This is a genomic window from Paraburkholderia sp. BR10937, assembly GCF_040965695.1.
Classification (GTDB): Bacteria; Pseudomonadota; Gammaproteobacteria; order Burkholderiales; family Burkholderiaceae; genus Paraburkholderia.
The window spans coordinates 65,277-88,347 of sequence record NZ_JBFRCL010000009.1 but is presented as its reverse complement, the minus strand read 5'-3'; the positions used below and the strand labels follow the sequence as shown (position 1 = coordinate 88,347).

The 23,071-nt window shown below is 57.3% G+C and carries 22 protein-coding genes and 2 pseudogenes; 14 read left to right on the top strand and 10 right to left on the bottom strand.

The window, feature by feature from the left end:
• The first annotated feature begins 165 nt into the window (after window positions 1-165).
• Both AB4Y44_RS10005 and AB4Y44_RS10000 read left to right on the top strand, forming a co-directional pair.
• Window positions 166-1,017 carry a hypothetical protein gene (locus tag AB4Y44_RS10005; RefSeq protein ID WP_368699383.1) on the top strand — a complete coding sequence of 284 codons (852 nt, stop codon included), beginning with the start codon at window positions 166-168 and terminating at the stop codon, window positions 1,015-1,017.
• A gap of 116 nt (window positions 1,018-1,133) precedes the next feature.
• Window positions 1,134-1,394, top strand: coding sequence for a hypothetical protein (locus AB4Y44_RS10000; protein ID WP_368699382.1), 261 nt, complete (start codon window positions 1,134-1,136; stop codon window positions 1,392-1,394).
• Window positions 1,395-1,825: 431 nt separating this feature from the next.
• On the opposite strand, the gene AB4Y44_RS09995 is transcribed toward AB4Y44_RS10000, so the two are convergent.
• Window positions 1,826-2,071 (bottom strand): helix-turn-helix domain-containing protein, encoded by a 246-nt coding sequence (locus AB4Y44_RS09995; RefSeq protein ID WP_368699381.1) that lies wholly within the window; start codon window positions 2,069-2,071, stop codon window positions 1,826-1,828.
• Between the two features lie 174 nt (window positions 2,072-2,245).
• On the opposite strand from AB4Y44_RS09995, the gene AB4Y44_RS09990 reads away from it, so the two are divergent.
• From AB4Y44_RS09990 to AB4Y44_RS09960, 7 genes are all read left to right on the top strand, one after another.
• The gene (locus AB4Y44_RS09990; RefSeq protein WP_069268960.1) at window positions 2,246-2,722 is read left to right on the top strand and encodes a hypothetical protein; all 477 of its coding nucleotides are present in this window, start codon (window positions 2,246-2,248) and stop codon (window positions 2,720-2,722) included.
• Window positions 2,723-3,246: 524 nt separating this feature from the next.
• Entirely contained in the window at window positions 3,247-4,041 is a 795-nt protein-coding gene (locus AB4Y44_RS09985; protein ID WP_368699380.1) for an HAD domain-containing protein, read from the top strand.
• Window positions 4,042-4,081: 40 nt separating this feature from the next.
• The gene (locus AB4Y44_RS09980) at window positions 4,082-4,600 is read left to right on the top strand and encodes a hypothetical protein (protein WP_368699379.1); all 519 of its coding nucleotides are present in this window, start codon (window positions 4,082-4,084) and stop codon (window positions 4,598-4,600) included.
• 98 nt (window positions 4,601-4,698) lie between these two features.
• A complete protein-coding gene (locus AB4Y44_RS09975) occupies window positions 4,699-5,871 on the top strand; it encodes a helix-turn-helix domain-containing protein (protein ID WP_368699378.1) in 1,173 nt (390 codons plus the stop codon).
• Window positions 5,813-6,274, top strand: coding sequence for a hypothetical protein (locus tag AB4Y44_RS09970; protein ID WP_368699377.1), 462 nt, complete (start codon window positions 5,813-5,815; stop codon window positions 6,272-6,274). The genes AB4Y44_RS09975 and AB4Y44_RS09970 overlap by 59 nt, the downstream gene beginning before the upstream one ends.
• 36 nt (window positions 6,275-6,310) lie before the next feature.
• Window positions 6,311-6,706, top strand: a complete 396-nt coding sequence (locus AB4Y44_RS09965) for a hypothetical protein (protein WP_368699376.1) — start codon at window positions 6,311-6,313, stop codon at window positions 6,704-6,706.
• Between the two features lie 615 nt (window positions 6,707-7,321).
• Entirely contained in the window at window positions 7,322-7,594 is a 273-nt protein-coding gene (locus tag AB4Y44_RS09960; RefSeq protein WP_368699375.1) for a hypothetical protein, read from the top strand.
• Here the strand turns inward: AB4Y44_RS09960 and AB4Y44_RS09955 are convergent.
• The gene (locus tag AB4Y44_RS09955; protein ID WP_368699374.1) at window positions 7,591-7,932 is read right to left on the bottom strand and encodes a hypothetical protein; all 342 of its coding nucleotides are present in this window, start codon (window positions 7,930-7,932) and stop codon (window positions 7,591-7,593) included. The genes AB4Y44_RS09960 and AB4Y44_RS09955 overlap by 4 nt on opposite strands.
• Here AB4Y44_RS09955 and AB4Y44_RS09950 point away from each other — a divergent pair.
• Window positions 7,888-8,172 (top strand): annotated as a pseudogene (locus AB4Y44_RS09950) (integrase core domain-containing protein); the annotation flags it as partial. The gene AB4Y44_RS09955 and the pseudogene AB4Y44_RS09950 sit on opposite strands and share 45 nt — an antisense overlap.
• Window positions 8,173-8,203: 31 nt before the next feature.
• Here the strand turns inward: AB4Y44_RS09950 and AB4Y44_RS09945 are convergent.
• A pseudogene (locus tag AB4Y44_RS09945) lies at window positions 8,204-8,575 on the bottom strand (transposase); the annotation flags it as partial.
• A gap of 284 nt (window positions 8,576-8,859) precedes the next feature.
• On the opposite strand from AB4Y44_RS09945, the gene AB4Y44_RS09940 reads away from it, so the two are divergent.
• Window positions 8,860-9,585: a TetR/AcrR family transcriptional regulator gene (locus tag AB4Y44_RS09940; RefSeq protein ID WP_368699373.1), complete on the top strand. Its 726-nt coding sequence runs from the start codon at window positions 8,860-8,862 to the stop codon at window positions 9,583-9,585.
• Window positions 9,586-9,641: 56 nt separating this feature from the next.
• Here the strand turns inward: AB4Y44_RS09940 and AB4Y44_RS09935 are convergent, their stop codons facing one another.
• From AB4Y44_RS09935 to AB4Y44_RS09905, 7 genes are all read right to left on the bottom strand, one after another.
• Entirely contained in the window at window positions 9,642-11,087 is a 1,446-nt protein-coding gene (locus AB4Y44_RS09935; protein ID WP_368699372.1) for a hypothetical protein, read from the bottom strand.
• 78 nt (window positions 11,088-11,165) lie between these two features.
• Entirely contained in the window at window positions 11,166-11,450 is a 285-nt protein-coding gene (locus AB4Y44_RS09930) for a hypothetical protein (protein WP_368699371.1), read from the bottom strand.
• Complete coding sequence (locus AB4Y44_RS09925) at window positions 11,434-13,461, bottom strand: hypothetical protein (protein WP_368699370.1); 2,028 nt, start codon at window positions 13,459-13,461, stop codon at window positions 11,434-11,436. The genes AB4Y44_RS09930 and AB4Y44_RS09925 overlap by 17 nt, the downstream gene beginning before the upstream one ends.
• Window positions 13,462-13,463: 2 nt before the next feature.
• Window positions 13,464-13,871, bottom strand: coding sequence for a hypothetical protein (locus AB4Y44_RS09920; protein ID WP_368699369.1), 408 nt, complete (start codon window positions 13,869-13,871; stop codon window positions 13,464-13,466).
• The gene (locus tag AB4Y44_RS09915; RefSeq protein ID WP_368699368.1) at window positions 13,868-14,518 is read right to left on the bottom strand and encodes a hypothetical protein; all 651 of its coding nucleotides are present in this window, start codon (window positions 14,516-14,518) and stop codon (window positions 13,868-13,870) included. The genes AB4Y44_RS09920 and AB4Y44_RS09915 overlap by 4 nt, the downstream gene beginning before the upstream one ends.
• Window positions 14,515-16,845: a hypothetical protein gene (locus tag AB4Y44_RS09910; RefSeq protein ID WP_368699367.1), complete on the bottom strand. Its 2,331-nt coding sequence runs from the start codon at window positions 16,843-16,845 to the stop codon at window positions 14,515-14,517. The genes AB4Y44_RS09915 and AB4Y44_RS09910 overlap by 4 nt, the downstream gene beginning before the upstream one ends.
• 100 nt (window positions 16,846-16,945) lie before the next feature.
• Complete coding sequence (locus AB4Y44_RS09905; RefSeq protein WP_368699366.1) at window positions 16,946-18,874, bottom strand: hypothetical protein; 1,929 nt, start codon at window positions 18,872-18,874, stop codon at window positions 16,946-16,948.
• A gap of 1,430 nt (window positions 18,875-20,304) precedes the next feature.
• Here AB4Y44_RS09905 and AB4Y44_RS09900 point away from each other — a divergent pair.
• The 3 genes from AB4Y44_RS09900 (at window position 20,305) to AB4Y44_RS09890 (ending at window position 23,044) form a co-directional block, all read left to right on the top strand.
• On the top strand, window positions 20,305-20,784 hold the full coding sequence (locus AB4Y44_RS09900) for a TetR family transcriptional regulator C-terminal domain-containing protein (protein WP_368699365.1): 480 nt from the start codon (window positions 20,305-20,307) through the stop codon (window positions 20,782-20,784).
• A gap of 88 nt (window positions 20,785-20,872) precedes the next feature.
• Window positions 20,873-22,435 carry a deoxyribodipyrimidine photo-lyase gene (locus AB4Y44_RS09895; RefSeq protein ID WP_368699449.1) on the top strand — a complete coding sequence of 521 codons (1,563 nt, stop codon included), beginning with the start codon at window positions 20,873-20,875 and terminating at the stop codon, window positions 22,433-22,435.
• A 198-nt stretch (window positions 22,436-22,633) separates the two neighbouring features.
• Entirely contained in the window at window positions 22,634-23,044 is a 411-nt protein-coding gene (locus tag AB4Y44_RS09890; protein WP_069268743.1) for a response regulator, read from the top strand.
• Window positions 23,045-23,071: the final 27 nt, after the last annotated feature.

The following is a 23,071-nucleotide window of genomic DNA, read 5'->3' as shown; positions in this document are numbered from 1 at the left end:
CGCGACGACCGAACATGATTCCCAATGCCTCAATTGAGGCGCCCTGCGTATATCGGCATTCAACTAGGTGGCGCAACCTGTTACACCGCCAGACGAGCGGCAGTTCCGGTTTCCAGTTCACTGAATCGGTTTCCATATGTCGACGCAACGGAAAAAGGAGATGAAATGGAAGCCGTACATCAGCCGACTACACCTTTAGATGGCACTGCCGCTGCTACCTCTGATGAACAACGGACGAACGGGGGCGGTCAAGTTGACACACCGGCACTACACGCTGCTACCGACTCGACTCGGATGGATCTCGGCGCTGCCATTCAAGCAGTCGAGCAGGCGATCCGAGCTGCTGATAATGTTGGTGCAGATTGCCGGGTGCTACTCACAGCAGTGCGCGCGCTTTTGGCCAGAATTCAGGCACGCAATCCGCGGCGTGCGTATGAAGTCATCGTGCTTCTCGATGGAGTCGTTACAGTCGCCGTCCGCGATGCGGATGTAGGAAAGGCGAGGGCCCTTTACGACGAAGCCTATGCGGCATTCGCCCAGAGCGCCGGGAGCGGAAATCAGATTTACTTCTTCTTGGGTGCGCTTATCGGCGCCATGGCAATATTCGGGTTGACGATTTGTGCCGTCGTGCTCAAGACGGCAGCAACGACCGAGCGCTTCCTGGATCTTCTTGCGAATGCGAATATCATAATTGGCATCTGCTTTTTTGCTGTTGTCGGGAGCCTTACCAGTATTCTCCTCAGACTGCGCAAGATCGATCTAGTCGAGGAAGATGACACGTTCATGGTTGCCCTGACAGGTGCCCTCCAACCTGTTGTTGCGACGGGTTTCATGTGCATCGTTTACGTGATCATTGCCACGCCGCTGATCCCGCTGAACGCAACCGGTGGTATGAAAACAGGAATCCCGTTTGCGGCGGCCTTCCTCTGCGGGTTCAGTGAGAAGTTTGCTCCGGCTTTGCTGGATCGCGTCAGCACTGTGCTCGGCACAACTAGCGAGCGTCTTGGCGTGAAATAGGGCGTGTTCGAATACTAACGACGCAAGCGTTGGCGTAACGAACTTACTAGCATGTTGCTGGGGCGTTGTAGTTAAAATGCGTACCCTCGTTTTTGGACATGAGCGGAGGTGCGGCAGTGATCCGCGAAAAGCTCCTGTTCCACCAACACGCGGGAACTGCTATGGCTTGCCGTTTCATCCTCGCATTGAGGATTCTGTCTTCGATTCGATCCGCGCAAATCGAATTTTTGCGTTCACGGCGGCAGGAGCAGGGGCGAGTCATTGGTTTGCGTAATTTTGTTCCCTTTGCAGCACCGCAGATGGCGCCGCATACAAATATCGGGAACAAAATTACCTCGAGATATTTGCAAAAAATATCTCCTTCGACAGGCGATTGAAGTAATTTTGTAGGTTTCCGGACGCCTCGGCACGGATTCCCGGATTGATTGGCGGAAGTGCGCTTGCAAAGCTGGTTCGCGGTCAATCAATGGCATCTTGGATGCACCCGAAAGCTAGCGCTTGGTCGCTCGCCTATGCGGTGAGAACAAAATTGTGCAACTGAACGAATGCGATGTCATCTTCCATCACGCCAGGAATCCTCTATTTAACATAAAAGAAATTGTCAACCTAATTAATATGTAGTGCGAATTAAATAACATGGGAAGTACTAACATCAAAGAGGGACGTAGCCGTGCCTTGATTGCTAGGAATGTGTAGATCTACGGCGGCGGCAAGCGCCTTTGTCGGCGCAGGGGCTCGGTGTCGTGTTGTCAAGAGCGACGACTTCACGCAATCGAAGTCTACCGTAATCGATCGACACGATTACGTGTCAAAGACCCGCGCCTTTGAGAAGCTTCGACGGCAAAATGTTTAGGGCCTCAGCAATTCGAATGAGGTTCAGGACGGATAGATTGCGTTCCCCTCGCTCGATTCGCCCCATATGACTGCGGTCGATTCCTGTCGCGTGAGCAAGGGCCTCCTGTGAGACGCCAAATTCCTGTCGGCGAGCGCGAACCGTCGCGCCTATGGCGCTCAGGTGTCCCGCGTCGTCCATTTTGACCGATACCCTTTGCATCCCGTGATGGTCGCGGTATGATGGTCGTTTGGCCACGGCATTTACGACCCATTTTGGGGTGACGTGGGTCTTTTAATCTGCTGGGCATGGTTCTAGTTTGCAGGCGGAAACTGTCTTCCCAGGTTGCACGGCGAACAGTTCGTTGGTAACGAAAGCATTCGAGGTAGTGGTTGTATGTTTGTGACGAGTGAAAAGAACCGGTTGCCGCCGTATGCATTGCCGTTCGGCGAGCCCGAAGGCGCGACCGCGTGGACGGCGATCGAGCAGCTGATTCCACGGGACGTGCTGATCCTGCGGGTGTCGCCGGCTCGCTCGCGGGTCGTCCCGTCGATTGTGATGCTCGATCTGTCCACCACGGCGCCGCACCTGGAGCAGTTCGTCGGCGGGGACGTTGTGCTGCGGGGCGCCGCCGTGCTGAGCACAAAGTTCGCACGCGAAGTTGACCGCTGGACGCTCGATCCGTTGAGCGAGATCCGGGTGGGGGTTACCGAGTCCGAACGGTACAGCCAGGGCGAGCGGCTGGTGACGGTGACCCGGTTCACGACCGCGGCGGGGCGCACGTTCTCCGTGCCGGTTGCACTGGCAACGCGCCCGGCGCGCGGCAGGCGGCTCTGGCGCGCGAAGGCGCCAGCGACACAGGCCCGTTCCTGACGCAGACTCGCGGTGGTTGCGTATCCGGAGTTGGGGCCGGCTTTGCCCATTGAGGAGCCGGACACGCGCCCGCGGCGACGGGGCACCCTTGTGCTGTATCTCGATTTCGACGGTGTGCTTCGCCCGGGGGGGCTTCTGGCGCCGTCCTGGCGCCGGACCGTATATCGCGAGCCCGCCGGGTCATGCGCTGTTTGAAAGTGCAGCGCTGCTTTTGCGCTGCCTCGAGCCGTACCCTGAGCTGCGCATCGCCGCGTGGGGTGCAGGTCTTGGGCGACGTATGACGACGGCGGCCCGAGGCATGGCTCGCGCTCGACGACGATGCTGGCTGGCCTGCGGTGCGTCGGGCTTGGGGCACCGATCCCGTGCCGGGTATCAGTGCGCTGGCGGTCCTCGCGAAACTGCAGGTGCGGCTTGCCGCATCGGACCAGTTGGAAGCGGGCTGGCCGTGATAATCCGCCTTATCACGGCAAGGCCACACGCGGCAACGGCGGGAGAATGGATGTTGGCTTGTCCCTGGACACCTGATGCAAGTGACCGATTTTCGACCGGCAGACGTAACCGCCACGACACCTCCTGAAATCGAGGCGACGAGCCACCCGGTGCTGTTTCTGGATTTCGACGGCGTCCTGCATGCCTGCGATGAGCTGGCGCTCGACGACAACTTCCGCCTGATAGAGAACCCGAACCTCTTCATGTGGTGCCCGGTCCTTGAGCGGATACTTGCGCCCTTTCCTGAGGTGCGGGTTGTGGTCAGCTCGGACTGGCGAAGACGGTTTGACGATGCCGCCCTGATCGAGCTGCTGGGTCCGCTCGGCGCGCGGTTTGCCGGTGTCGTGGAGGGGTATGGCCCGACACGGGCTGCGGAAATCCTGGCGGAAGTGCAGCGCAGGTCGATCGCCCTCTGGCTTGCCCTGGACGATCATCCGAGCGTTGTCGACGCCCGACACGGGCTGCGGAAATCCTGGCGGAAGTGCAGCGCAGGTCGATCGCCCTCTGGCTCGCCCTGGACGATCATCCGAGCGTTGCCGATGCGGCGCGGGAGGATCCCCGCTTCATCGTCTGCTCCGGACGTACCGGCGTGGCCTCAACCGGCGTGCAGCAGGCACTTCGGCAGGCGCTGGAAGGGCTCCAGGAGGGTGGCGTCCCCCTGCACCCGCAAGGACGGGCCGGCAGATGATATTTACCGGTTATGCATGAGCGGGGCAGGATCATGCCGCTGCCGGAGGTGGCGGCTGGTGCAGACGGGCTGGGGAAGAAGGCGAAAAAAACCATTTTCTCCATCGGGCGGGTGGTCATACGGCTGCCGCTGCGCGCGATGACGCGCCCGGGGACAGCAAGAGAGAGAGAGAAGCGCGGGACATGACGGATACAGGCTTTCACGGTGCGTTGCGCTGGCCACTGCCAGATGAACAGCAAGGTGGCTCGAACAACCGGTTTTTCATCGACACGGAATTCACCGATTTCCGGCAATGCCAGCTCATCAGTCTCGCGATCGTCGGCGAGAACGGGGACGAGTTCTATGGCGAGCGGACCGACTTCGATCCGGCGCTGTGCAGCGACTTTGTCCGCGCGGTGGTGCTGCCGCAGCTCGGCCAGTTCGAGGGGCGCGCGATGCCGTTCGCCGCGCTGCGCGAGGCACTGCGTGGATGGCTCGTGAGCGTGCCGCGCGACACCGGGCCGGTGCTCTGCTACGACTACGAGACGGACCTGAACCTGTTCCGGTTCCTGATGGGCGGCCCGCTGCCGGGCGGCTGGCGGATCGAGAACATCGCGGGCCAGCGCGACCGGACGCGCCTCGCCGCCTACTACGCCCGCCATGGCGGTGAGCACCATGCGCTGCATGATGCGAGGGCCAATGCCTATGCCTGCGCCGGTTGAATGCGGAATGTCCGCGCGGGAACGATCCTCCGGTCGTTCGGGGCCTGGCGGATGCGTCCTTTCCCTGAAAGGACCGCAGGAATGACGGGGAGGCCGCGATGACCGGGGCGCGTGAGTGGATACCGCCATCGCTTGCACCGCAGTTCGCGCAGCGCCTGCGTGACCGCCGGAAAGCGTCAGGGATGACGCAGCCCGAACTCGCGCGCAAGGCGGGCGTGGCGAAATCGACCTATCTGCACTGGGAGAGGGGCCTGGTACCCGACAGCATTGCCGCCGCGACGGTGAACGCGCTGGAAGCGGCCCTGCAGGTGCCGAAAGGATGGCTGCTCAGCCATGAGACTGAGCCGTTGCCGGGCATCGTGTTTCACGCAGCGAACACCGCGGCCCGCGGAGGCGCGGAGGATCGAGAAGCGCGAGTTCCCCCGTCCCGTTGCCGGGACATCGGCCTGCACGCACGGCGGCTGCGCGTGGAACTTGGCCTGTCGGTCGCGGAAGTGGCGCGCGCCAGCCATGTATCCCGCCCCACGCTCGTGCAGTGGGAGCGGGGAGTGTTTCCGAAGGCATTGACGGCGTGGCGTCTTCGCGCCTGGGAGCAGGCACTGCTGCTTGCGCCGGGGCAACTGCTGGCACCTCCGGTGTCGCATCCCCGTGTCCGTGACGGTCGGTGGCGCGTGGTTATCGAAGCGGACATGCTCGAAGCTGCAATCCGGAGTGTCGCGGCATGCCTGGCGACCCGGGGACGCAGTCTGCTCAGGCCAGATCAGACGCTGGATGCGAGAGCCCGGCGGGATGCCGACCTGCTGGCCCACCGCTATGGGATTGGCGCGCATCGGTGGCCCCTGGTCGACGTGGCCATCTCATACGGGATGGATCCGTCGCACGCGCGCCACACTGTCACGCGCATGATTGAGCGGGCGACAGGGTTTGAGTTTGCGATTCCGGTGCTGGACTCCATCGTCAACGCGGGCGCGGCGGCCTCCTTGTCCTCGACTGCTGCCGCCGGTGACCGCATGCGTGACCTGCTGGGCCCGTCCCTGAGTCTGGAGCGCGCCGAGGCGTTTGCTGCCGAGATCCTGTCCCGGCGAATCAATGACGCTGATGTCCCTGTGGCTGTGGCCGACCAGCGAGCCGGGATCTGGCAAGAGGAGAGCGCGAAAGCCGTTCAGGACGACAACACGGACGTGGAACAACATGCGCTGAACGAGAATCTTGATGAGAGGACTGCTGATGAACAGGCCGCGCAGCGAAGACGACAGGGATGCTGGCAATGAGGGGGCCTCAAGGCTGCAAGCCGCCAGACAGGCTGTATTCGACGCGTGTGACTGGCTGACAGCGGAGCAGGTGGACAGGCTCGCCTGCCCGGATGCTGATACCCAGCCTCTCCTGGCAGAGCGCTGGAAACAGGAGGGGCGGCTCTTTTCCGTCCGGCGCGGGCAAGGCGAATACTTTCCGTCCTACGGGCTCGATCCTGAGCGGCAGTACCGACCGTTGGCCGCCCTTGCGAGGGTCCTGCACGTGTTTGGTGAGACGAAAGATGGCTGGCGGCTCGCATTCTGGTTTGCGTCGGTCAACAGCTGGCTCGACGGCAGACGCCCGCTTGACCTGCTGGCCGCGGAGCCCGAGCGTGTGATTGCCGCTGCGCACGAAGAGGCGCGCGGCGTGCGGCACGGCTAGCCGCGACAGCAATGCCGGAAAGGGAGAAAGAGGACAGTGCGCGAAGAGTTGTCGAGAATCCTGCGGGAACGATACCCGCTCATTTTTGCAGTTGATCTGGCAGTCGCCGACACGCCGGACGCCATGCCATCGGTATTCTCGCTGTGGGGATTCGAGTGCGGAGATGGCTGGTTTGATCTGATTGACGTGTTGAGCGCGCGACTGCAACTCGCGACAAGGCATGGCGCACCGCAGGTCGTCGTGAGGCAGGTCAAGGAAAAGTTCGGGACGTTGCGCTTCAATGCCTCCGGCGCCGACGAGCGACAACGCGGCATGATTGAACTCGCCGAGATGATGAGCGGACGGCTGTGCGAAACATGCGGCAATCCAGGACAGACGATCGAGGCGGGGTGGATGCGAACCCGATGCCCTGTCCACGGAGGAAAAAGCTGACAAGTTACATCGAGCATGTGGTGGGGCGGTCTGCAAGGTCTTGGGGAAAATACTTGGGGAAAATGGTTATGCAGGGTCGTCCTATCGCATGTCATTGAGGCGGGGCGGGGGGGGCAGATCTCCCCGAACTTGTGAAGTTTCGCCTGCCGCGTGAGCCGGATGAGTGTGCGCAAACCCGGTTCGATTCCGGAGGGGTGATATAAATGGGTGTAAATGGGTGCGCAATTGGCTCATGCTCCAACTCGAGGCCCCGCAAATCACGCTCGAGATCCCAAGCGCTATTGCCCGGATCGACGACTTCAACTTGCTGCAAGACAGATTGGCCACGCCCCGCGAAGACCTGTACAGGCCGTGGTGAGTCACGTCAGGAAGTCGCCGACGCTTCCAGCGTCTTTCGATGGAGCAGGGTGCTCGATATGTCCAGCGGAATTCGGCACTATCGAAACACGCTGGCGAACTACACCCCGATCCCATGCCGGATGCGCGGGACCCGTATGGGTCCGGTTGGCGCGTAACCGGCCGACCGGCACCGTATCGCCGACTGAAAGGATGCCGCAGTCCTCGCTCGATATGCGTTTCTCCGCGCCGTCTATGTACGAATCACGATATCAGACCATGGCATTCGCGTCAGACGCGAACCAGTCCCTTTTGTTTCTCTTAGGCATAACCTTCACGTGCCGCTGCGCGGCAAGGCAGATCACCGGAATCGCCGGAGCCATCATGACCGTAAGGAAGATCCACGGCATCACCATCCTGCCGCGCCGCGAACCCGTCCGGCCGGTCAACATCGATCTGTCTGGCCCGGAGGGGGAGCGGATCGTGCGCGCCGCAGTTCGGCGCGTCCTCGCGACCCATGCGAAGGTCATCAGGGCGCTCGCCGAACGTTAAATCGCAAGCGGGATGCACGAGCGCCGTCCTCGCGAATAGCTGGGAATTATGAGCGTCGAGATGGTCATTGGGCCGACGCCCCCTGGAACTGGCGTAACGGAAGCGCATCGATCCAGCAGGTCGCCGGACTCAATGTCCCCAACACCGCCGACGTGGTAGCCCGCATCGACAACGATAGCCCCGTCGCTTATCCACTCGCCAGGAATGAAATTGGGCTTCCCTATTGCGCCGACGACGAGTTGCGCACGCCGAACTTCAGCTTCAAGATTGACGGTCTTCGAATGGCACAACGTGATCGTCGCGTTCAGTATTGCTCTGCCGCTTACCAGCAGCTTCATCAACGCCACGGGCTGACGTGTTCGATGACCGATGGCTACGACTGCTACCAGAATGCTCTGGCCGAGCGGGTCAATGGCATTCTCAAGACAGAACTGCTTCTCCAGCGGCCAGCCGACCTGGAGCAGGCCACCGCGATGGTCAGGCAGTCCGTACAGATTTACAACCAGGAACGACCGCACCACTCGCTAAAATACAAAACGCCCGACGAAGTTCATCGAGCGTTTCTAGCTGCTATGTAGGTGTCAACCTAAGGCAGGACGGGTCAAGGATCTCATTGACCACCGTGAGCATCTGCGCGGCCAGGCCGTGCGTTTCGAGAAGATGGCGGAACCGCAGAATCGTGCTTTCGTCCGGCAAACGCGTCATACCTTCGTCCAGCCCCGCGAACTCACGGTACAGCGGCACGTCATAAAGCGCCTCTTCCATCGCCGGGTCCGAAAGCCCAAACCACTGCTGCATGAAGTGAATCTGCAGCATCGTCGCAACCGGAAACGGCGGCCTTCCAGTCTTACCTTTCGGATAGTGCGGTTCGATCAGCGCAATCAACCTCGACCATGGCACAACGCGCCTCATCTCATCGAGAAATTCCCGCTTGCGCGTGCGTTTCGTTGAAAGATCCAGGCCAAGACCGAGCTGTGTCATCGAGGAACTCCTTTAGTTCGCGTTCTTCCAGGATAGGACAACCAGACTTCAACGCCAGGACTTTTGCAGACCTTCCCTAGATGCTCGGTCGTGTGTATCGCACTAGCGAGACGAACTGCAATCGCAGCGCGAGGCGCAGGATCGGATAGTCTCCATCGCCTCGGTTCCCGTTATGCGTTGAAGCATGGTGGCGGAAACTTGCAATTAATTAATGTGAAAGTTAATATTGGTTAAAAGCTCTAGCTCGTCAAATTTGTCAGTGATCGCTATCCCGGAGTGCCCATATGCCTGAAAGCCCCGACACAAAAGGCTCGCGAGGGAGCTTGCCACTCACCGGCGCGAATGTCCGTGCTGCCGTAGTGGTAGAAGCTGCTCCAGTAGGCCGTCGGCCTGGCAGGCCTGTAGGTGGCGTGACCGGTGCTATGCAGAGGGCGCGTCTGCTTGATGTGGCACTCGTCCTCTTCGCGCGGCACGGAATACTCGATACGTCGCTGGCTGCAATCGCACGTGCGGCGGGTGTTACGCCAGCGATGGTGCACTATTATTTTAGGACGCGCGACCAGCTGCTCGACGTGTTGATTGATGAGCGTTTCGTCCCGCTTCGCGCCATGCTTGGCGGGGCGTTTGAGGACAATCCTGACGATCCGGTCTCGGCCATCACCGAACTTGCTAGGCGACTCGTGAATGTCGCGCGCGAGCATCCATGGTTTCCCACTTTGTGGGTGCGGGAAGTCATTAGCGAGGGCGGGATATTGCAGCAACGAATGCACGAGCGATTTGGTGACGAACACCAAAGGAAATCCCTCAAGTGCATTAGAAGGTGGCAAGAAGAAGGGCGCTTGAATGCAGATCTCGAACCTTCGCTTGTGTTTCTTTCTTTGCTCGGCTTGACTCTCCTTCCGCTTGCAACCTCGAAGATGTGGCGTAACGAGTCCCATAGGGCTAGCTTGACGCCGGACGACATCGCTCGACACGCAATTGCACTTCTAGTGCGAGGAATCCGCGCATGAGATGCTCTTCGAGCTTCGTAACTTTTGTGCGCGGATCAAGTGGAACAACGTGAAGTTCAGCTAGTGCGCGACTCAAACGCAGAGCGATGAATCAGAGTGGCAGGGTGCGACGGACGCGGTGATGTGCGTTGAGTACCGAACTTCGACATACGTACGGTTCGAGATGTTCGGGCTTGACTGGAAAGCAGAAAATCCTGCAGAGTAGCGACTTGAGCGCTCAAAGCGGCGTTCTTGGCCTTTTCCTCATCGAGTTGTTGGGCCAGTTGCTCCTCCACCGATAGGAGTCGCTTGTCGGCCACACTTTCGAGATATGCCCTTTGCGCAAAATGAGACGTGTGACCCAGCTTCTCGGCTAGTCCTTCCGTGATATCTTCGGGGGCGGTCGATAGCCCGTTTCGTTGCCGGAACTCGATGTCGGCGCGGGCCTCGCGCTTGGCGGTTCCACGCCGGATTGAATGTACCCCTGCACCGACAGGAAATCCTGCCGCCTTAAATACGCTGGAAAGGCGGGAAGAAAGCCCCGACCGTTTGAGGGGCGCCCCCGTGTTGCTAGCCAGGAAGACGCGGCGTCTTGCCACCTTTTCTGTAGCTCCAGCCTCTTTCATCAAGGCAACGCGTCCGTTTTCACCATTGATATAATCGGCGATTCTGTAGGTGAGTGCCCACGGCAACGAAAAAGTCAGTGAATGGCCGCCTTTCTGTACGACTGGCTCCACGTGAAAAATGGCAGCATGCCTGCGTTCAGCTTCCTTGATTCGCTCGGCAGAAAAATCGTCAATTGTCAGTCCAAGTACGGTCCCTGCTCGCCAGGCCATAGCGTCGATAACCCTGATGAGTAACTGATCTCTTTGCCATGCATGTGGGTTCTCGTTATCGGAAAGCCAGGTTTCTACATCGGCAATCTCGTCGGCCGTTGCCCAGTGCTGTCGTCGCCCCCTACGCGACCTCTCGCCAATTCCCTTGAACACGAGCGGGTGTTTATGCGAATCCGTGTACACCGCTGGAACCTGCGACGTGCCGACGCTCGGCAGAGAGGACCTGATACGGCATCCGATCCATCCAATCGTGTCCGGTGGCACCCTTCCAGTTTGCTGGCACCAGTCTAGATATGCGTAGGCAATACGCAGTTTCACGTTGGTCGTCTGCTTCGCGCGCATTGCGTTGCCACGAGAGTTCGATCTCCGCATCGTGGCGTCAAGCCAATGATTTCGGAATTTCTGAAGATGATTATCATCCAGATCAGATAATTCCAAGTGAAGTTTCGACATGGAGGTGTGCAGATCTTTTAAGGCATACAGGGCTGCATCCACAGCGGACTTTATCGCTGTTGCTGTCTTCTTGCTCCTTTCAGCCTCTCGCCTAATAAGATCCACATAGTCTGTTGGTTCTTTCATCAAGCGATGATCGCGGTCGCGAAAAGCCACCTTCTCAGTGCCGTCCGCGCGCTGAAAGCGGATCAGCGTGACATGCTCAACCGATCTCGTGAATATGCTGCTCGCCACGGATATCTCCTGAACGAAAACAACGACACGTACGGGGCCCCGGAGTCAAGTGGCACCTGAAATCCGTCGCAGTGCAAGCTACTCCTCGCTTGAAGAAGATCCCTCGTCTGTATCGCGCAGTCCCAATTTTCTGAGAAAAGAATCGAATCTGAGTTTATCCAGTTCCTCGATCTCTTTTTTTAGTTCCTCGATTTCTCTAGGCCAAATAGGCTTCAGATAGTATCTGAAAAGTCTGGAGAAGTTGAGCAATCTCAACGTATCGAGGAATTCAGCCGGAACTGGCTCCGATTTCAGAACGGATTCATATGCAGCTAGTGTGCTTTTGCGTCGCTGCGGGTTCGTGGTCTTATGCTTGCCTCTCATGGTTTGCCTCCATGGTCAAGAGAGAGATAAAGAACGGATCAGGTGAGCACAGCCGCCCCTGATCTTGCACATCTGATGCCGGTGCACACGGCGACCGAACGAATACGACCTTGTTTTTTGCCAATGACGAACTTGACATCAGCCAGTTAAGATCGCCTATGGAGTCGGGATGACAGTCAAGAATGACAGTCGACCAGCTCCCGAGCGATGCCGATTCGAGTGGGAGTGCGAAGGCTGGCTCAAGGTCAGACAAGTCTGCCTTCGAAAGTTGCAGGCATCCAACACACGGAAAGTCGGCGGTAGCTAGCGTGGAGACAGGGCATGCGCCCTTGAGCACAAATGTAGGTCTCATTGCGATATCTGACAGTGTGGCAGTTATACCCGGCAGCCTGGAATATCTCAGGTCTCTCGTAACCCATGTCACGGGGGCGCCGACACTTGCGACCATATCGTTGTGGACACGGACATGATCCGGTTCACGGCCGCCTAGAGAAAGTTCATCTAACATTTCATTCTGAAGACGGGTGTTCAACTCTGCAATCCGGCTTGCGCTGGATGAGATTATGATGACACTCCCTGAGTCATTTGCTACGCGAGACTGCGCAAGCAACTCCTCGATGGCATCCTCACAGCGGACAATTTCACTTGGAAGTTTGGAGCGAACCAAGTTCACGGCGGCGACGAAGGCAGTCGGGTCAGGTGGCCCTGCTTCGGACAGCGGCAAGTTGGATTCTCCGGACGGCGCCAATCGAATAACGGGAAACCTCCCGCACTTTGTAATTGCTTGGAACGGTTGGTGTTCGCGGCTTGCCAGCCGGCCCGTTCTTCTTCCCGCGAGAATTATTGAATTAGGTTCTGAAACGAGGTGGAGCAGCTTGTTTAGCGTAAGCAAATCCAGCGCGTGCGCGCGATGAACAACAATGATTTGTTTGCTTTCAACACCTTGTGACCGTTGGAGCAGTTGGGTCAATGGAATCTGTTGAACACCGGACTGCCATTCGATCAAGGTTGGGACAACGTGTCGTCCGTTTGGATATTGGGAAAAAAGCGTTTCCGACGCAACTTTTTCACTGACGGAATCCGTTTCCACTATGAGCAATGGCGCGACAGAAGCTCCCTCTGACACTTCGCCAGTCGGGCGTACGTTCTGAATCCGCAACACCAGAGCCAGGGATTCCATGATGATCGCGATACCTCGATTTACGTACCTGCGACCCGACGAGGTATCAAGCTCAACAAGCCGGGCAGATTCGACTGCGCATGCTATTCCTGCCAGTGCGGCTGGTCGGTCCTCCAGCCGCCTGCTTACTCTCTGGAACAGGATTCCCTCATCTAACGAATTGCAGCAAAGTTGACCGCTGAAATAGAAGGCGCTCTCGCATGCGGTAAGCATTCTCTCGCTCGCATACTCAGTCCGATTACTATCAGGACGCGAATTGATTTCTTTCCATGCTATCAGCGGAAACGCGTGATACGGGTTCGAAAGATTGAGGTGGGTCAGATGAGGAATCACTCGGTAGACACGCTGGAGGGCCGCACCCGAGAGCGACACCGCGCTCAGCCAATCGGTTACAGTCAACTCGCGCTTGTAGCGTCTCCATTCCAACGCGATGGAGTCTGCGATATCGACGGGTACGCCCGCTCTAATCAATTCCACAATGTCATATAGTTCGAGCGCGACGTAGAGATCATCCGCAAGCTTTCGCCAGATTTTTCTGGCGACGTTAGGAGCTAGGAGGCCGAAGCGTGGATGCATTGATAACAGATCGACAATCTGTTCGCCCGTCGGCATTACTGGAAGTGCTTGCGATGCGCGGATCTGTTGTGTGCCCGCGGGTGCGCGTTCCACCTGTCCGGCCACAGTCCATATTTCCCCCGAAACAGGCGGCCGAACAAGAGAATCGTAAGCAGCGATCACCGTGATCGTCCTCGCACGGCCCCGCATACGCAGACGAAATATCGCACCGCCTCCGCCCCCAATGTGTCGCACGCTCACAATGGTGCCGTTCATGACTAGTTCTCGGGCCCGAGCAGAACGTGTAGAAGGCCACCCGTATCCTCAAGATAGCTTAAGCGTTCCATCCGAGCCTTTAGAGAGGCGCGCTCAGAGACAAACTTCGAGTTGCTTGCCAGTAAGGCAATCACTACATTCTTCTGCGCCGCTCTCGAGCCGGACGATAAAATCTCATTGTCGGCAGACTTTATTCCTGATATAGCCATATCAAGTTCATCAAACAGTATCCTGATCGTCGCATTCGAGCTGACAGTAGAGCGTGCGATGCCGAGTTCAGCGCAGATCTTTTGGCGTGCAGCCTTCCCGAACTGATTAACTGGGACTTTTTCCGTTGGTGTCTCGCGTATCCATATTTGAAGGCGGGTTGCGTTTTCCTTACCTTTCGCCTTGGATGGCTGTGATTTCATTGCGGTCGCCTCCTTGTGTGCATTTGCTTCCTGAGGCTGACGACGTTGGCCGAGCTTGTGGGGGTGCTCCCTGTAGCACGGTCCCTCTCAAGCTGTTCGATCTTTTCTCGCGCGTACTTGCGAATTCGATCAAGCCGCTTCTCGGACTTCACTCGACGTTGCCTTTCCTCGTCGGCTTCAGTTCTAAAAATATCGATTTCAGATTCCTGGCGCACGATTGTTGCTTTTAAACTTTCAATTTCCCTCTCAAGCTTGCGGATTCTTCCACCGAAATCTAACTCTTCAAGTTGCCGCGATGCCTTCAGGCAAATCTCGCGCAGAAGATGTTTGACGCGAGTGTGGTTGTCCAGATTGTGCTTCTGAACCAGGGTGCTTCTCGCAAAGCGCTTGAGCTCGGATAGTCCGGGGTTCTTTTCGATGTCGGACGCGGTGTACAGACTCCCGTCCCAGCATGCGAATGACCGGATATCTCTAGGATAGTGGACGAGCATGGGATGGCCATCAGTGTCACGAGCCAGCTTGGCATCTGCCGTGAGCATCCAAGGTACGCCTTCGCGCGCCCAGCTCTGGAGCACAGCAATCTTCTTTTCGAGTATCGCCTCGACTCTTTTCTTCTGCTGGGCGGAGACGTGGTCGCTTTCTCTCATGATCTGTCAACTGTCGTGCTGTCTTCTTTGAGAAGGCGAAAATCGTCTAGAGCTGCGTTCCAATCGTTAATGACCTTCGCGATCACAGCGCGATTTCGCTCGGCTAAGGCCATTTCTTGCTTAATAATCAGATCCATTTCGGACGCGTGCGTGGTCGCTATTTTTCTGACTGCAGGAGGAAGCCGCTTGTCTTCTGACTGCGCAACGGAGCGATCTCGGTCTTGCTCGAAGATGAGAATGGTGGTGGTGGAGGTCAGGGAATGTATGCATCCTTGACATTTTTTTGGGCTGGCGTTCTCGGGACGGACGTTGCCGTCTTCATAACAATGGCTAGCCCCCCGCATGTGGCGCGCTTTTCCGGCCATGCAGTTTCCATTCTGTTTTTCAGAAAGTTCATATCCTCGTCTTGCCAGCTCTGACACAATCTTGTCTGCTTGCGCATCAACAGGTTTGGACTGGAATTCGACTGAGCGCGAAAGTTTCTTGATGACTTTGCTAATAATCATAGGAAACGCACCTCCGACGGGTTCGTCGCGAAGCAAACGTTCAACAAATTGCTTTAGAAGTGCTGATCGTTCAGATATCAGGATATTTTCAATATCCTTTGCATCCGCTTCCATCGCACGTAATGCTTGCTCGTGCCTATCTTTTGACTTCCGATGTGCCGGCTCCAGGTAGTAGGCGCGTAGTGATTCAATGCTGAGGTCCAACATATGATTTTGTAACGCTACGAGTTCAGGGAGATCGTAGCGTCGGACGAAAAGGCTAATGAACATTCGACGACAGGGTATCTGCCTGTTGGAGAAGATGCTTTCGTCGACGCCAGCGAGATCAAAAAAAAGATGCGAGTCGTCGCGCCAGTGAAATTGGTCCGATTTCGCCCTGAGGAACGACCCCTGCGAGAAGTTCCTATAGAAAAATAGGTGGTCGAGACGCCGTTTAGACAGGTCTATATGCGGTGTTATCGGAGCATCTGACAACGGGCGAAATCTCTGATGAATATCCTCGAGTAACTGTACGCAGTCAGCGACTAACTTTGTGCACCAGAATTTTGCATACTCTCGTGGTTGCTTTTCAATGTAGATGTCAATGGAATAAAGTCCATGTTCTGCATCGATCGAATTGACACATCCGAAGTACAATCCGTATGGAACATATCTTCCGATTACCTCGTTCGGTCGCCTCCCATGATTAATCATGCATAGAAAAGCCGACGCAAACATGATAGTCTTAACAATATCATTCAGTGTCACAAAGATGGGCTTTGACGTTTGAGTTTCTCGTGAAATGTTCTTGTTTTTTAGATTATCGATTTGAAGCGGAATTCCTGATTCTTGCAAGATGGAGTTTGCTTCGTCAAAGGGGAAGATGATGAAGCTGCGCTTATAGTTATTTTCGTTTTGAAATATAACTTTAGTGCGACAAATATCCAGAATTGCGAGAATTGGGGCTCGCCACTCATAAACGCAAGAAATAGCCTGAGAAAGCATCTTTACGGCTGCGTCAATTGGGAAGTTTGGCGTCGCGCGCGGAGAAGGTTCATCGCTTAGATCGAGGATCTCATCACCCTGATCGCGATCGGAAATTTCTGTTTTTTCCCGATTCAGACGTGTTTTTCTAATCTTCTCCACGCGCTTTACCTCCGTCGCGATATATAGAAACGGTGTAAAGTTTATGGAATCGATCCCATCTGGTTGGTTACTTAGTAGATTGAGAAAGCGGAGGGTTCGGTAGTGCTCGGCGTTGTTTCCATTTAGCCGCTTATTTTCAAGCTGACTTGGCTGGACTTCCTTCCCACTTTTTTTTGCCGTCTCAATTCTAAACCAGGTGGGGATATAAGCTGAATGTACCGGCAGCCCAATACATTTCTCTAGAGATCTCGGGTTAATACGGTGAACGGACTTACTTTCGGAGCTAGTAATTTGCAATCGGACTTTCGGATGCTTACGCATTGAATGCGATAACTCGCGCAAAGCACCTTCATAGTCTAGCGTTTGCCACCATCCGAAATTTCCGATTTGCTCGCTCAACTCCTTCGTGTTCGATCTTTCAATTTCGCATAAGGAATAGATAGCTTGCCGGTGCATCCACGAAAATATTCGAACGCACATTCGAATACCTTGACAAATATCGTTTTTCAGCACTCCACTTGATGTTTTTAGTAATTCATTAATTACAATCTTCACTGATTGAGTATGGTTCTGAAACGTGGTGAGTGGCTGGATTTCAGTGTCTATCCCATCGCCATTCCTACTTGAGATGTATTCGTCGTGAAGATTAAAAACCGCAATAATTGGGACATCCGACGCGTGGTGTGCAACATTCACCCGTACCTCGTGATCGTCCCACGCACTTAAGTACCGGGAATCCTTGGCTACGTTATCAAAGGGCGATGTGGGTGCCTTTAGGTGAACTGACCGGTCAGCATTAGTGGATGACGTTCGCCTCATCGGGGAACTCCGCTTCGAGAGAGTGAAGTTTTTGGGCGAACTGTCCGGCAGACAAGACGCGATAGAGAGATTCGCAGAACAAGATCCGCGGGAGATGGAATCGAACGAATCGCTCGTGGTTCGCGCTGATCAATTGACTGGTCGACCTTCTGTAGAAACGACGCTGGATAATAGTGTGCTTGAGTTCGTTTTCGCCGATGACGATAGGGTAGGAGCCGAATGAATTAATCCATCGGTCCGCAATGCACTCGATCTTGTCATCCTGGAGAGTGCTGGTTGGAAAGAGCAGGAGATTGTTCCTTTGGACGTCAGTGAGCTGTTTTTTGGTTAGCCTATTCTGCCTACCTGTGGAATACAATATGCAAGCCTCAAGTAATCGCATGAACCTGAGCATGTTGGCTTCACCAAGCAATCTAACGAGAGTTGTATTCAGATATTGACTCGTTACATCCGCACTAGAATGCGCCAAAAAATCTTGAGTTGAAAAAATGTTGCCGCCGGACGAAAGGTAATGTCGATTTGCAACTAGATTGCGAATCTGGGCAAGTGCAATTGAGGGGATGCCGAGAGCGGTGCAGATCTGATGAAATTCCTTGGTCGGGTTTTGAATATCGAACTCATAGCGTGAGCTTCGATTTCGCATTTTCAATGAGACAAAAAGGGAGTCATTTTTTAAGGATTTCGGGCAATGAGTTTCGATATTGTTCCGATGCTTGACAATGTAGTCAAGGGAGCGAATGGCTGTGCGATCGTCGATCTCTTTGGACGGGATCTGTGTGGAGCTAGGTTCCACAGACGACAAATTTTCATTTGTTTCCGTAAGCTGAATTTGATCAGTCTTTGACTTCAGTCCCTCGAGTGCGTAGCTGCCGTCTTCGTTTTTACGGACGTTATCGCGAGTAAGTGAGAGAACGGTCGACAAGTTCCAGCCGGTTGTAGCCATCAAGACGGCGATGCAGGCGGTGACAATATGTCTTGGTAGATAGAATTCAGAAAGCATGATGTCATATGCGCCGCCCCGTCGCTCATAGGGAAGGGCGTCAACGAGTGCGGGCACCGAATCGGAGGGAACAAACGACTTGGATGGCGAGCGATGAAGGCGGGCATTGACAACCATCCTCGCAATAAGCAGGAATCGTGTGTCAGGATCAAGCGTTTTGAATACCGCGTGTGTTGTGATCCCACCGTCCTCTATGTTGGATATCACATTTCGATGCAGTGAATTGGGAAGATCTGTGCTTCTCGCGATACGAAGTTTCTCGATGAATGCGTCATGTACATTAAAGAGCGCTTCGCATGATGTGATGATGGACTGTACTGCGGCTGTTTGGTGTTCTAAAGCAACAGCGTCGCGTTCCTTAAAGGAGTTGAATTCAATTGCGCTCAGCGGTGGAGTGTTTTCCCTAGGGTTGAACGGGTCAAATGAAGGGGCAATCCGCCGATCAATCGGCTTCCCACCGTGCGCGTTGAATCGGCTTTTCATTTCGACAATTTTGACTGGATCTCCGTTTGCGAGAGGACGGTCGCATTGCTTAAGAAAGTGCCGTACTGCGGTGACGTAGGGCCCCTTTATCCTGAGGCCTGTAAGTTTTTCGAGAGTGTCATCAACGAGGCTGATTAGCTCGGCTATTTGCGACGGAAATAGAGCGGCCGCTGGCGTGGAAAATATTTGTCGTAGTCGGGGGCTTGAGCTTTCGCGCACGATAAGGCGGAGAGCATTGGCGTGATGTATTGAGGCAGGGCACTCTGCTCCGTCAAGCATCTCTTGAAACAATCCTCCCGTGCGAATTCCTGCTTGACGTAGGTCGATGGACAGCGTTGTGTCGTGATTTTTTCTATGGACAAAAGCGTGCACTTGGAGATCAACCCTATCGCGTGTCCATCCATGTTGGTTCTTGACGACCACGGTGACCCTCCATGTGCGGCCTTGGCGCGACAGACTGGACTGCCATTGGATAGCGAGCGCTGGCTCAGTTCGAGGAAGTGCTGGAACGCTCCAACGTTGTCGATCCGTCTCTTTGCGACGTTGCTCCCAAGCAAGTGCCTTTGCATGGGATCTAGAGGGCGAATCCCTTGAAAGGCGAGGTCGCCAAAGAAATTTATTTAGGGTCGGCGTCGTATTTAGCCTTCCACGACATCGTTGCCATCGCAGTTCCCAGATCCAACTGTACAAGCAATCATAGAATATAAATCGAGTTAATCAAGAAAAATGAGAGCAACATTGTCATCAATGTCTTATGGGTGGCGGTAAATGTCATGACTATGGAAGATGTGTTGAATTTTCAACACATCTAGTCGTTGAAAATTCAACGCTATATGGTTGTTGAATCTTCAACGTGTACCTTCTGAACTGAACTCGAACGGATTGAGACAGCTGAACGCATCTGTGCTGAGGTCGGAAGTCACAACGAATGATCGACTTGCGCGGGGTTACGTATGGAGGCAACACGGCGCGCGGTGGACAAAGCTAGCCTCCGCCGCAGCCACAGAAGGGATCGGGGGCAGTGCATTTCCACCATGGCAATCTAGAGAAGGTTGCTTTTGCGCTGTGGATATCGGCACGGCACCTTTTGCGGCTAAGACCCTCCGCGAGGGGCTTTCCCCAGATCACAAAACGACGGACGCTTCTGTTGCTCGTGTCGAGCCGGGCAACGGTGCAGAGTGTGGGACTAGCAAGTCGATATCGACGCCATCCTGCTCGGAGGCTGGTGGCGCTTCGAAACGTGCGAAGGTCAAATCGTCGTGCGTACGGGGCAATTTGTCGTCGTGGGTACCATCGGCGACCCGAAGCCACTGCTGATCGAACCGCGCGGAGTGCTCAATTCAGGCGACTGCGACCGCGACGCACCCATTAACTTACAAATTACTTACTTTGCCGGGTATGGTCAATTGCGGTGATTGTGCCTATGTCATGGGAGGCCGTTTGACAAAGCGCGCGTTAGTCAGGGGCCAAATGATGCTCATTGGTAAAGAAGCCGAATGCCATGCATGTCTCTATGCGCGGCGGCGCGAGCGGCGTTCTAACTCACGCAGTTTGCCTATGTCGCAGTAGTCGGAATGTCGCCCTGTACAGCGCTCATATCGATGCTGGAGGCGACGTCGTGCTAGGCATGGGGCCGCCCACTGGACGCCACACGGGGGTTCGCCACCTCACTGGTCAACTTCCCCGGTGCGTGCGGCTCGCGCTGCGTGAGGTGACTGAGAAGGGGTGATTTGATGTCGAGAGGTGGTCCCTATTCTGGGTGGTCGATTTAAGCTGGTCGATCAGTCAGTCTCGCGCCCTACTAAACATAAGGTTATCACTACTACTTCAAGACGCGCGATCAACTGATCGACGTGCTGATCGACGAGCGTTTCGTGCCGCTGCGCGAGTCGCTTGGCGACATCTTCGCGGAGCATCCCGACGATCCCGTGGCGGCGCTCACCGCGCTCGTGCAGCGCTTCGTGGCGTTGGGGCAGCGCAATCCGTGGTTTCCGCCGCTGTGGGTGCGCGACGTCATCAGCGAGGGGGGCGTGCTGCGCCAGCGCATGCTCGAGCGCGTGGGTCGCGAGCACCAGGAAAAGGCCCACACGGCCATTGCGCGCTGGCAGAGCGAGGGCCGGCTCAACCCGGCGCTGGAGCCTGCGCTGCTGTTCCAGTCGCTGATGGGACTCACGCTGCTGCCGCTCGCCACCAGCCAGATGTGGCGCGGTGACGCGCAGCAGTCTCATGTCGGCGTCGAGGCGATCGCGCGCCATGCGGTCGCGCTCATCACCGAGGGCGTGGGGCCAGGGCGCATCGACGCACACGCCGATACGGGCATTGATACGGATTAGTCGCCAGCGTGCGCCGTGGTACGCTCCGGGACCTTTGCGGCACGTCCCGTGCGCTACGCCGCCGAATGTTTCCCGGTCGAGGTCCGGTCTGCCTTCTTCTTCCGCTTCTTCCCGCGCTTCTGCGCATCAAGCCCCCGCCATCGTCTGGTTTCGCGACGATCTCCGGCTCGCCGACCAGCCCGCGCTCGCGCAGGCCGCGGCGAGCGGCCTGCCGCTGATCTGCGTCTGGATCCACGATCCGCATGCCTCGGGCGAGCGCCCGGAAGGCGGTGCGGCACGCTGGTGGCGCCATGAATCGCTGCGCGCGCTCGAAGCTGCGCTGGCTGCGCGCGGCGGCCGCCTGCTGCTCTTGCAGGGCGACGAAGCGGCGACGCTGGACGCCCTCGTCACCGCAACCGGCGCACAAGCCGTGTACTGGAACCGTCGCTACGGCGCATCGCAACGCGAGGTCGATCGCGCCCTCAAAGCCTCGCTGCGCGAGCGCGGCGTGACTGTCGAGAGCTTCAGTGGTCAGCTCCTCAATGAGCCGTGGACGGTGCTCAATCAGTCGGGCGAGCCGTTCCGGGTTTTCAGCGCCTACTGGCGCGCCCGCCTGCGCATGGGCGATCCGCCGCCGCCGGCAGGCGAGCCCGAACGGATGATTTTTCAATCGCTGCCAGCACGTCTTACCCAGCGTGCATCGACGCTCGACGCGCTCGGCCTCGCTCCTCGCGCGCCCGACTGGTCGGGCGGCTTGCGCGCGGCCTGGCCCGCGGGCGAGGAAGCCGCGCTGGAGCACCTGCGCGCGTTCCTCGCCACCGACCTCGACGCCTACGCCGGCGAGCGCGACGAACCCGGCGACGCCGCGACGAGCCGCCTCTCCCCGTATCTCGCCGTCGGCGCGATTTCGCCGCGCCAGGTCTGGGCGGCGCTCAAGGCGGCCCAGCACGCGCACGGATGCGGCTCGGCGCGCCGCGCCGCGAGCGCCGAAAAATTCGCGAGCGAACTGGGCTGGCGGGAGTTCTGTCATTACCAGCGTTTTCACTACGCCGATCTGGCGACGCGCAACCTGCGTCCCGCTTTCGACGCCATGCCGTGGCGCAAGGACGCCGCCGGCCTGAAAGCGTGGCAGCGTGGGCTGACCGGCTATCCGCTCGTCGATGCCGGCATGCGCGAGCTTTGGCACACGGGCTGGATGCACAACCGCGTGCGCATGGTCGTGGCGTCGTTCCTGAGCAAGCATCTCCTGATCGACTGGCGCGCGGGCGAATCCTGGTTCTGGGACACGCTCGTCGACGCCGACCCGGCCAGCAACCCGGCCAACTGGCAGTGGGTGGCGGGCTCGGGCGTGGATGCCGCGCCATATTTCCGCATCTTCAATCCGGTGTTGCAGGGCCAGAAGTTCGACCCGCGCGGCGCCTATGTGCGGCACTGGGTGCCGGAGCTGGCGGGCCTGCCCGATGCGCTCGTGCACCAGCCGTGGAAGGCTGGCGCGCAGCAACTCGAAGCGGCGGGCGTGCGCCTCGGCAAAACTTATCCGGAACCTGTCGTCGAGCATGAACTGGCACGCCAGCGTGCACTCGAAGCCTATGCGCAAACTGGTAAGGCCAAGGGCCTTGCCGCTTCGCGACAGGATCCAAAGCTGGACAAAAAACAGGGCGGCAAAGCGTGAGCGCGGCCGTCATCGGGCTGTCTTGTGATGCGGCTATCGTGCGCGGCGCGGATGGGCGCACGCGCGGCACGCAGGAACCGGACGGCATCAAGATTGCTCTATCAGGACGGCCCGCGTTGCCGTGCGCCCGGCGTGACTCCGGGCTCGTAGCCTTGCGGCACTCGGCCTGACAGACAGAAAGGCATGTAAGCAAACACAATGAACGCAGTACACAAGCTCGACCGGACGACCATCGTCCTCGTCGAAGACGACCCGCACAGCCGGGCGTCACTGACTTCGCTGCTCGAGGCGGAGGGTGCGCATGTGGTGGCGGTCGAAGACGCCGAAACCGGCGTCGAAGCGGCCCTGAGCCTGCACCCCGACGCCGTGGTCTGCGATCTCGACCTGCCGGCCATGGACGGCTTCTACCTGATCCAGCGCCTGCGCGACTACGAAATCCGCGGCGATCACGCACCGACCGTCGCGGTCGCGCTCACGGGCCATACCGACGAAAGCTGGCGTTTGCGCAGCATCGGCGAGGGCTTCCAGCACTTCATGACCAAGCCGGCCCGGCCGGACGAACTGGTGACGCTGCTGAGCGACGCGATAGACGCGCGCCAGTCGCTGTGACGCCGCGCGCGTAGCGCGGCGGCAAAG

What these genes read in the sequence shown, in the direction of transcription:
- AB4Y44_RS09980 (WP_368699379.1), top strand. Translation starts at nt 4,082, where the DNA reads ATGACGGATACAGGCTTTCACGGTGCGTTGCGCTGGCCACTGCCAGAT.
- AB4Y44_RS09915 (WP_368699368.1), bottom strand. Translation starts at nt 14,518, where the DNA reads ATGAGAGAAAGCGACCACGTCTCCGCCCAGCAGAAGAAAAGAGTCGAG.
- AB4Y44_RS09940 (WP_368699373.1), top strand. Translation starts at nt 8,860, where the DNA reads ATGCCTGAAAGCCCCGACACAAAAGGCTCGCGAGGGAGCTTGCCACTC.
- AB4Y44_RS09970 (WP_368699377.1), top strand. Translation starts at nt 5,813, where the DNA reads ATGAGAGGACTGCTGATGAACAGGCCGCGCAGCGAAGACGACAGGGAT.
- AB4Y44_RS09960 (WP_368699375.1), top strand. Translation starts at nt 7,322, where the DNA reads ATGGCATTCGCGTCAGACGCGAACCAGTCCCTTTTGTTTCTCTTAGGC.
- AB4Y44_RS09975 (WP_368699378.1), top strand. Translation starts at nt 4,699, where the DNA reads ATGACCGGGGCGCGTGAGTGGATACCGCCATCGCTTGCACCGCAGTTC.
- AB4Y44_RS09995 (WP_368699381.1), bottom strand. Translation starts at nt 2,071, where the DNA reads ATGCAAAGGGTATCGGTCAAAATGGACGACGCGGGACACCTGAGCGCC.
- AB4Y44_RS09955 (WP_368699374.1), bottom strand. Translation starts at nt 7,932, where the DNA reads ATGAAGCTGCTGGTAAGCGGCAGAGCAATACTGAACGCGACGATCACG.
- AB4Y44_RS10005 (WP_368699383.1), top strand. Translation starts at nt 166, where the DNA reads ATGGAAGCCGTACATCAGCCGACTACACCTTTAGATGGCACTGCCGCT.
- AB4Y44_RS09890 (WP_069268743.1), top strand. Translation starts at nt 22,634, where the DNA reads ATGAACGCAGTACACAAGCTCGACCGGACGACCATCGTCCTCGTCGAA.
- AB4Y44_RS09925 (WP_368699370.1), bottom strand. Translation starts at nt 13,461, where the DNA reads ATGAACGGCACCATTGTGAGCGTGCGACACATTGGGGGCGGAGGCGGT.
- AB4Y44_RS09990 (WP_069268960.1), top strand. Translation starts at nt 2,246, where the DNA reads ATGTTTGTGACGAGTGAAAAGAACCGGTTGCCGCCGTATGCATTGCCG.
- AB4Y44_RS09920 (WP_368699369.1), bottom strand. Translation starts at nt 13,871, where the DNA reads ATGAAATCACAGCCATCCAAGGCGAAAGGTAAGGAAAACGCAACCCGC.
- AB4Y44_RS09985 (WP_368699380.1), top strand. Translation starts at nt 3,247, where the DNA reads ATGCAAGTGACCGATTTTCGACCGGCAGACGTAACCGCCACGACACCT.
- AB4Y44_RS09930 (WP_368699371.1), bottom strand. Translation starts at nt 11,450, where the DNA reads ATGAGAGGCAAGCATAAGACCACGAACCCGCAGCGACGCAAAAGCACA.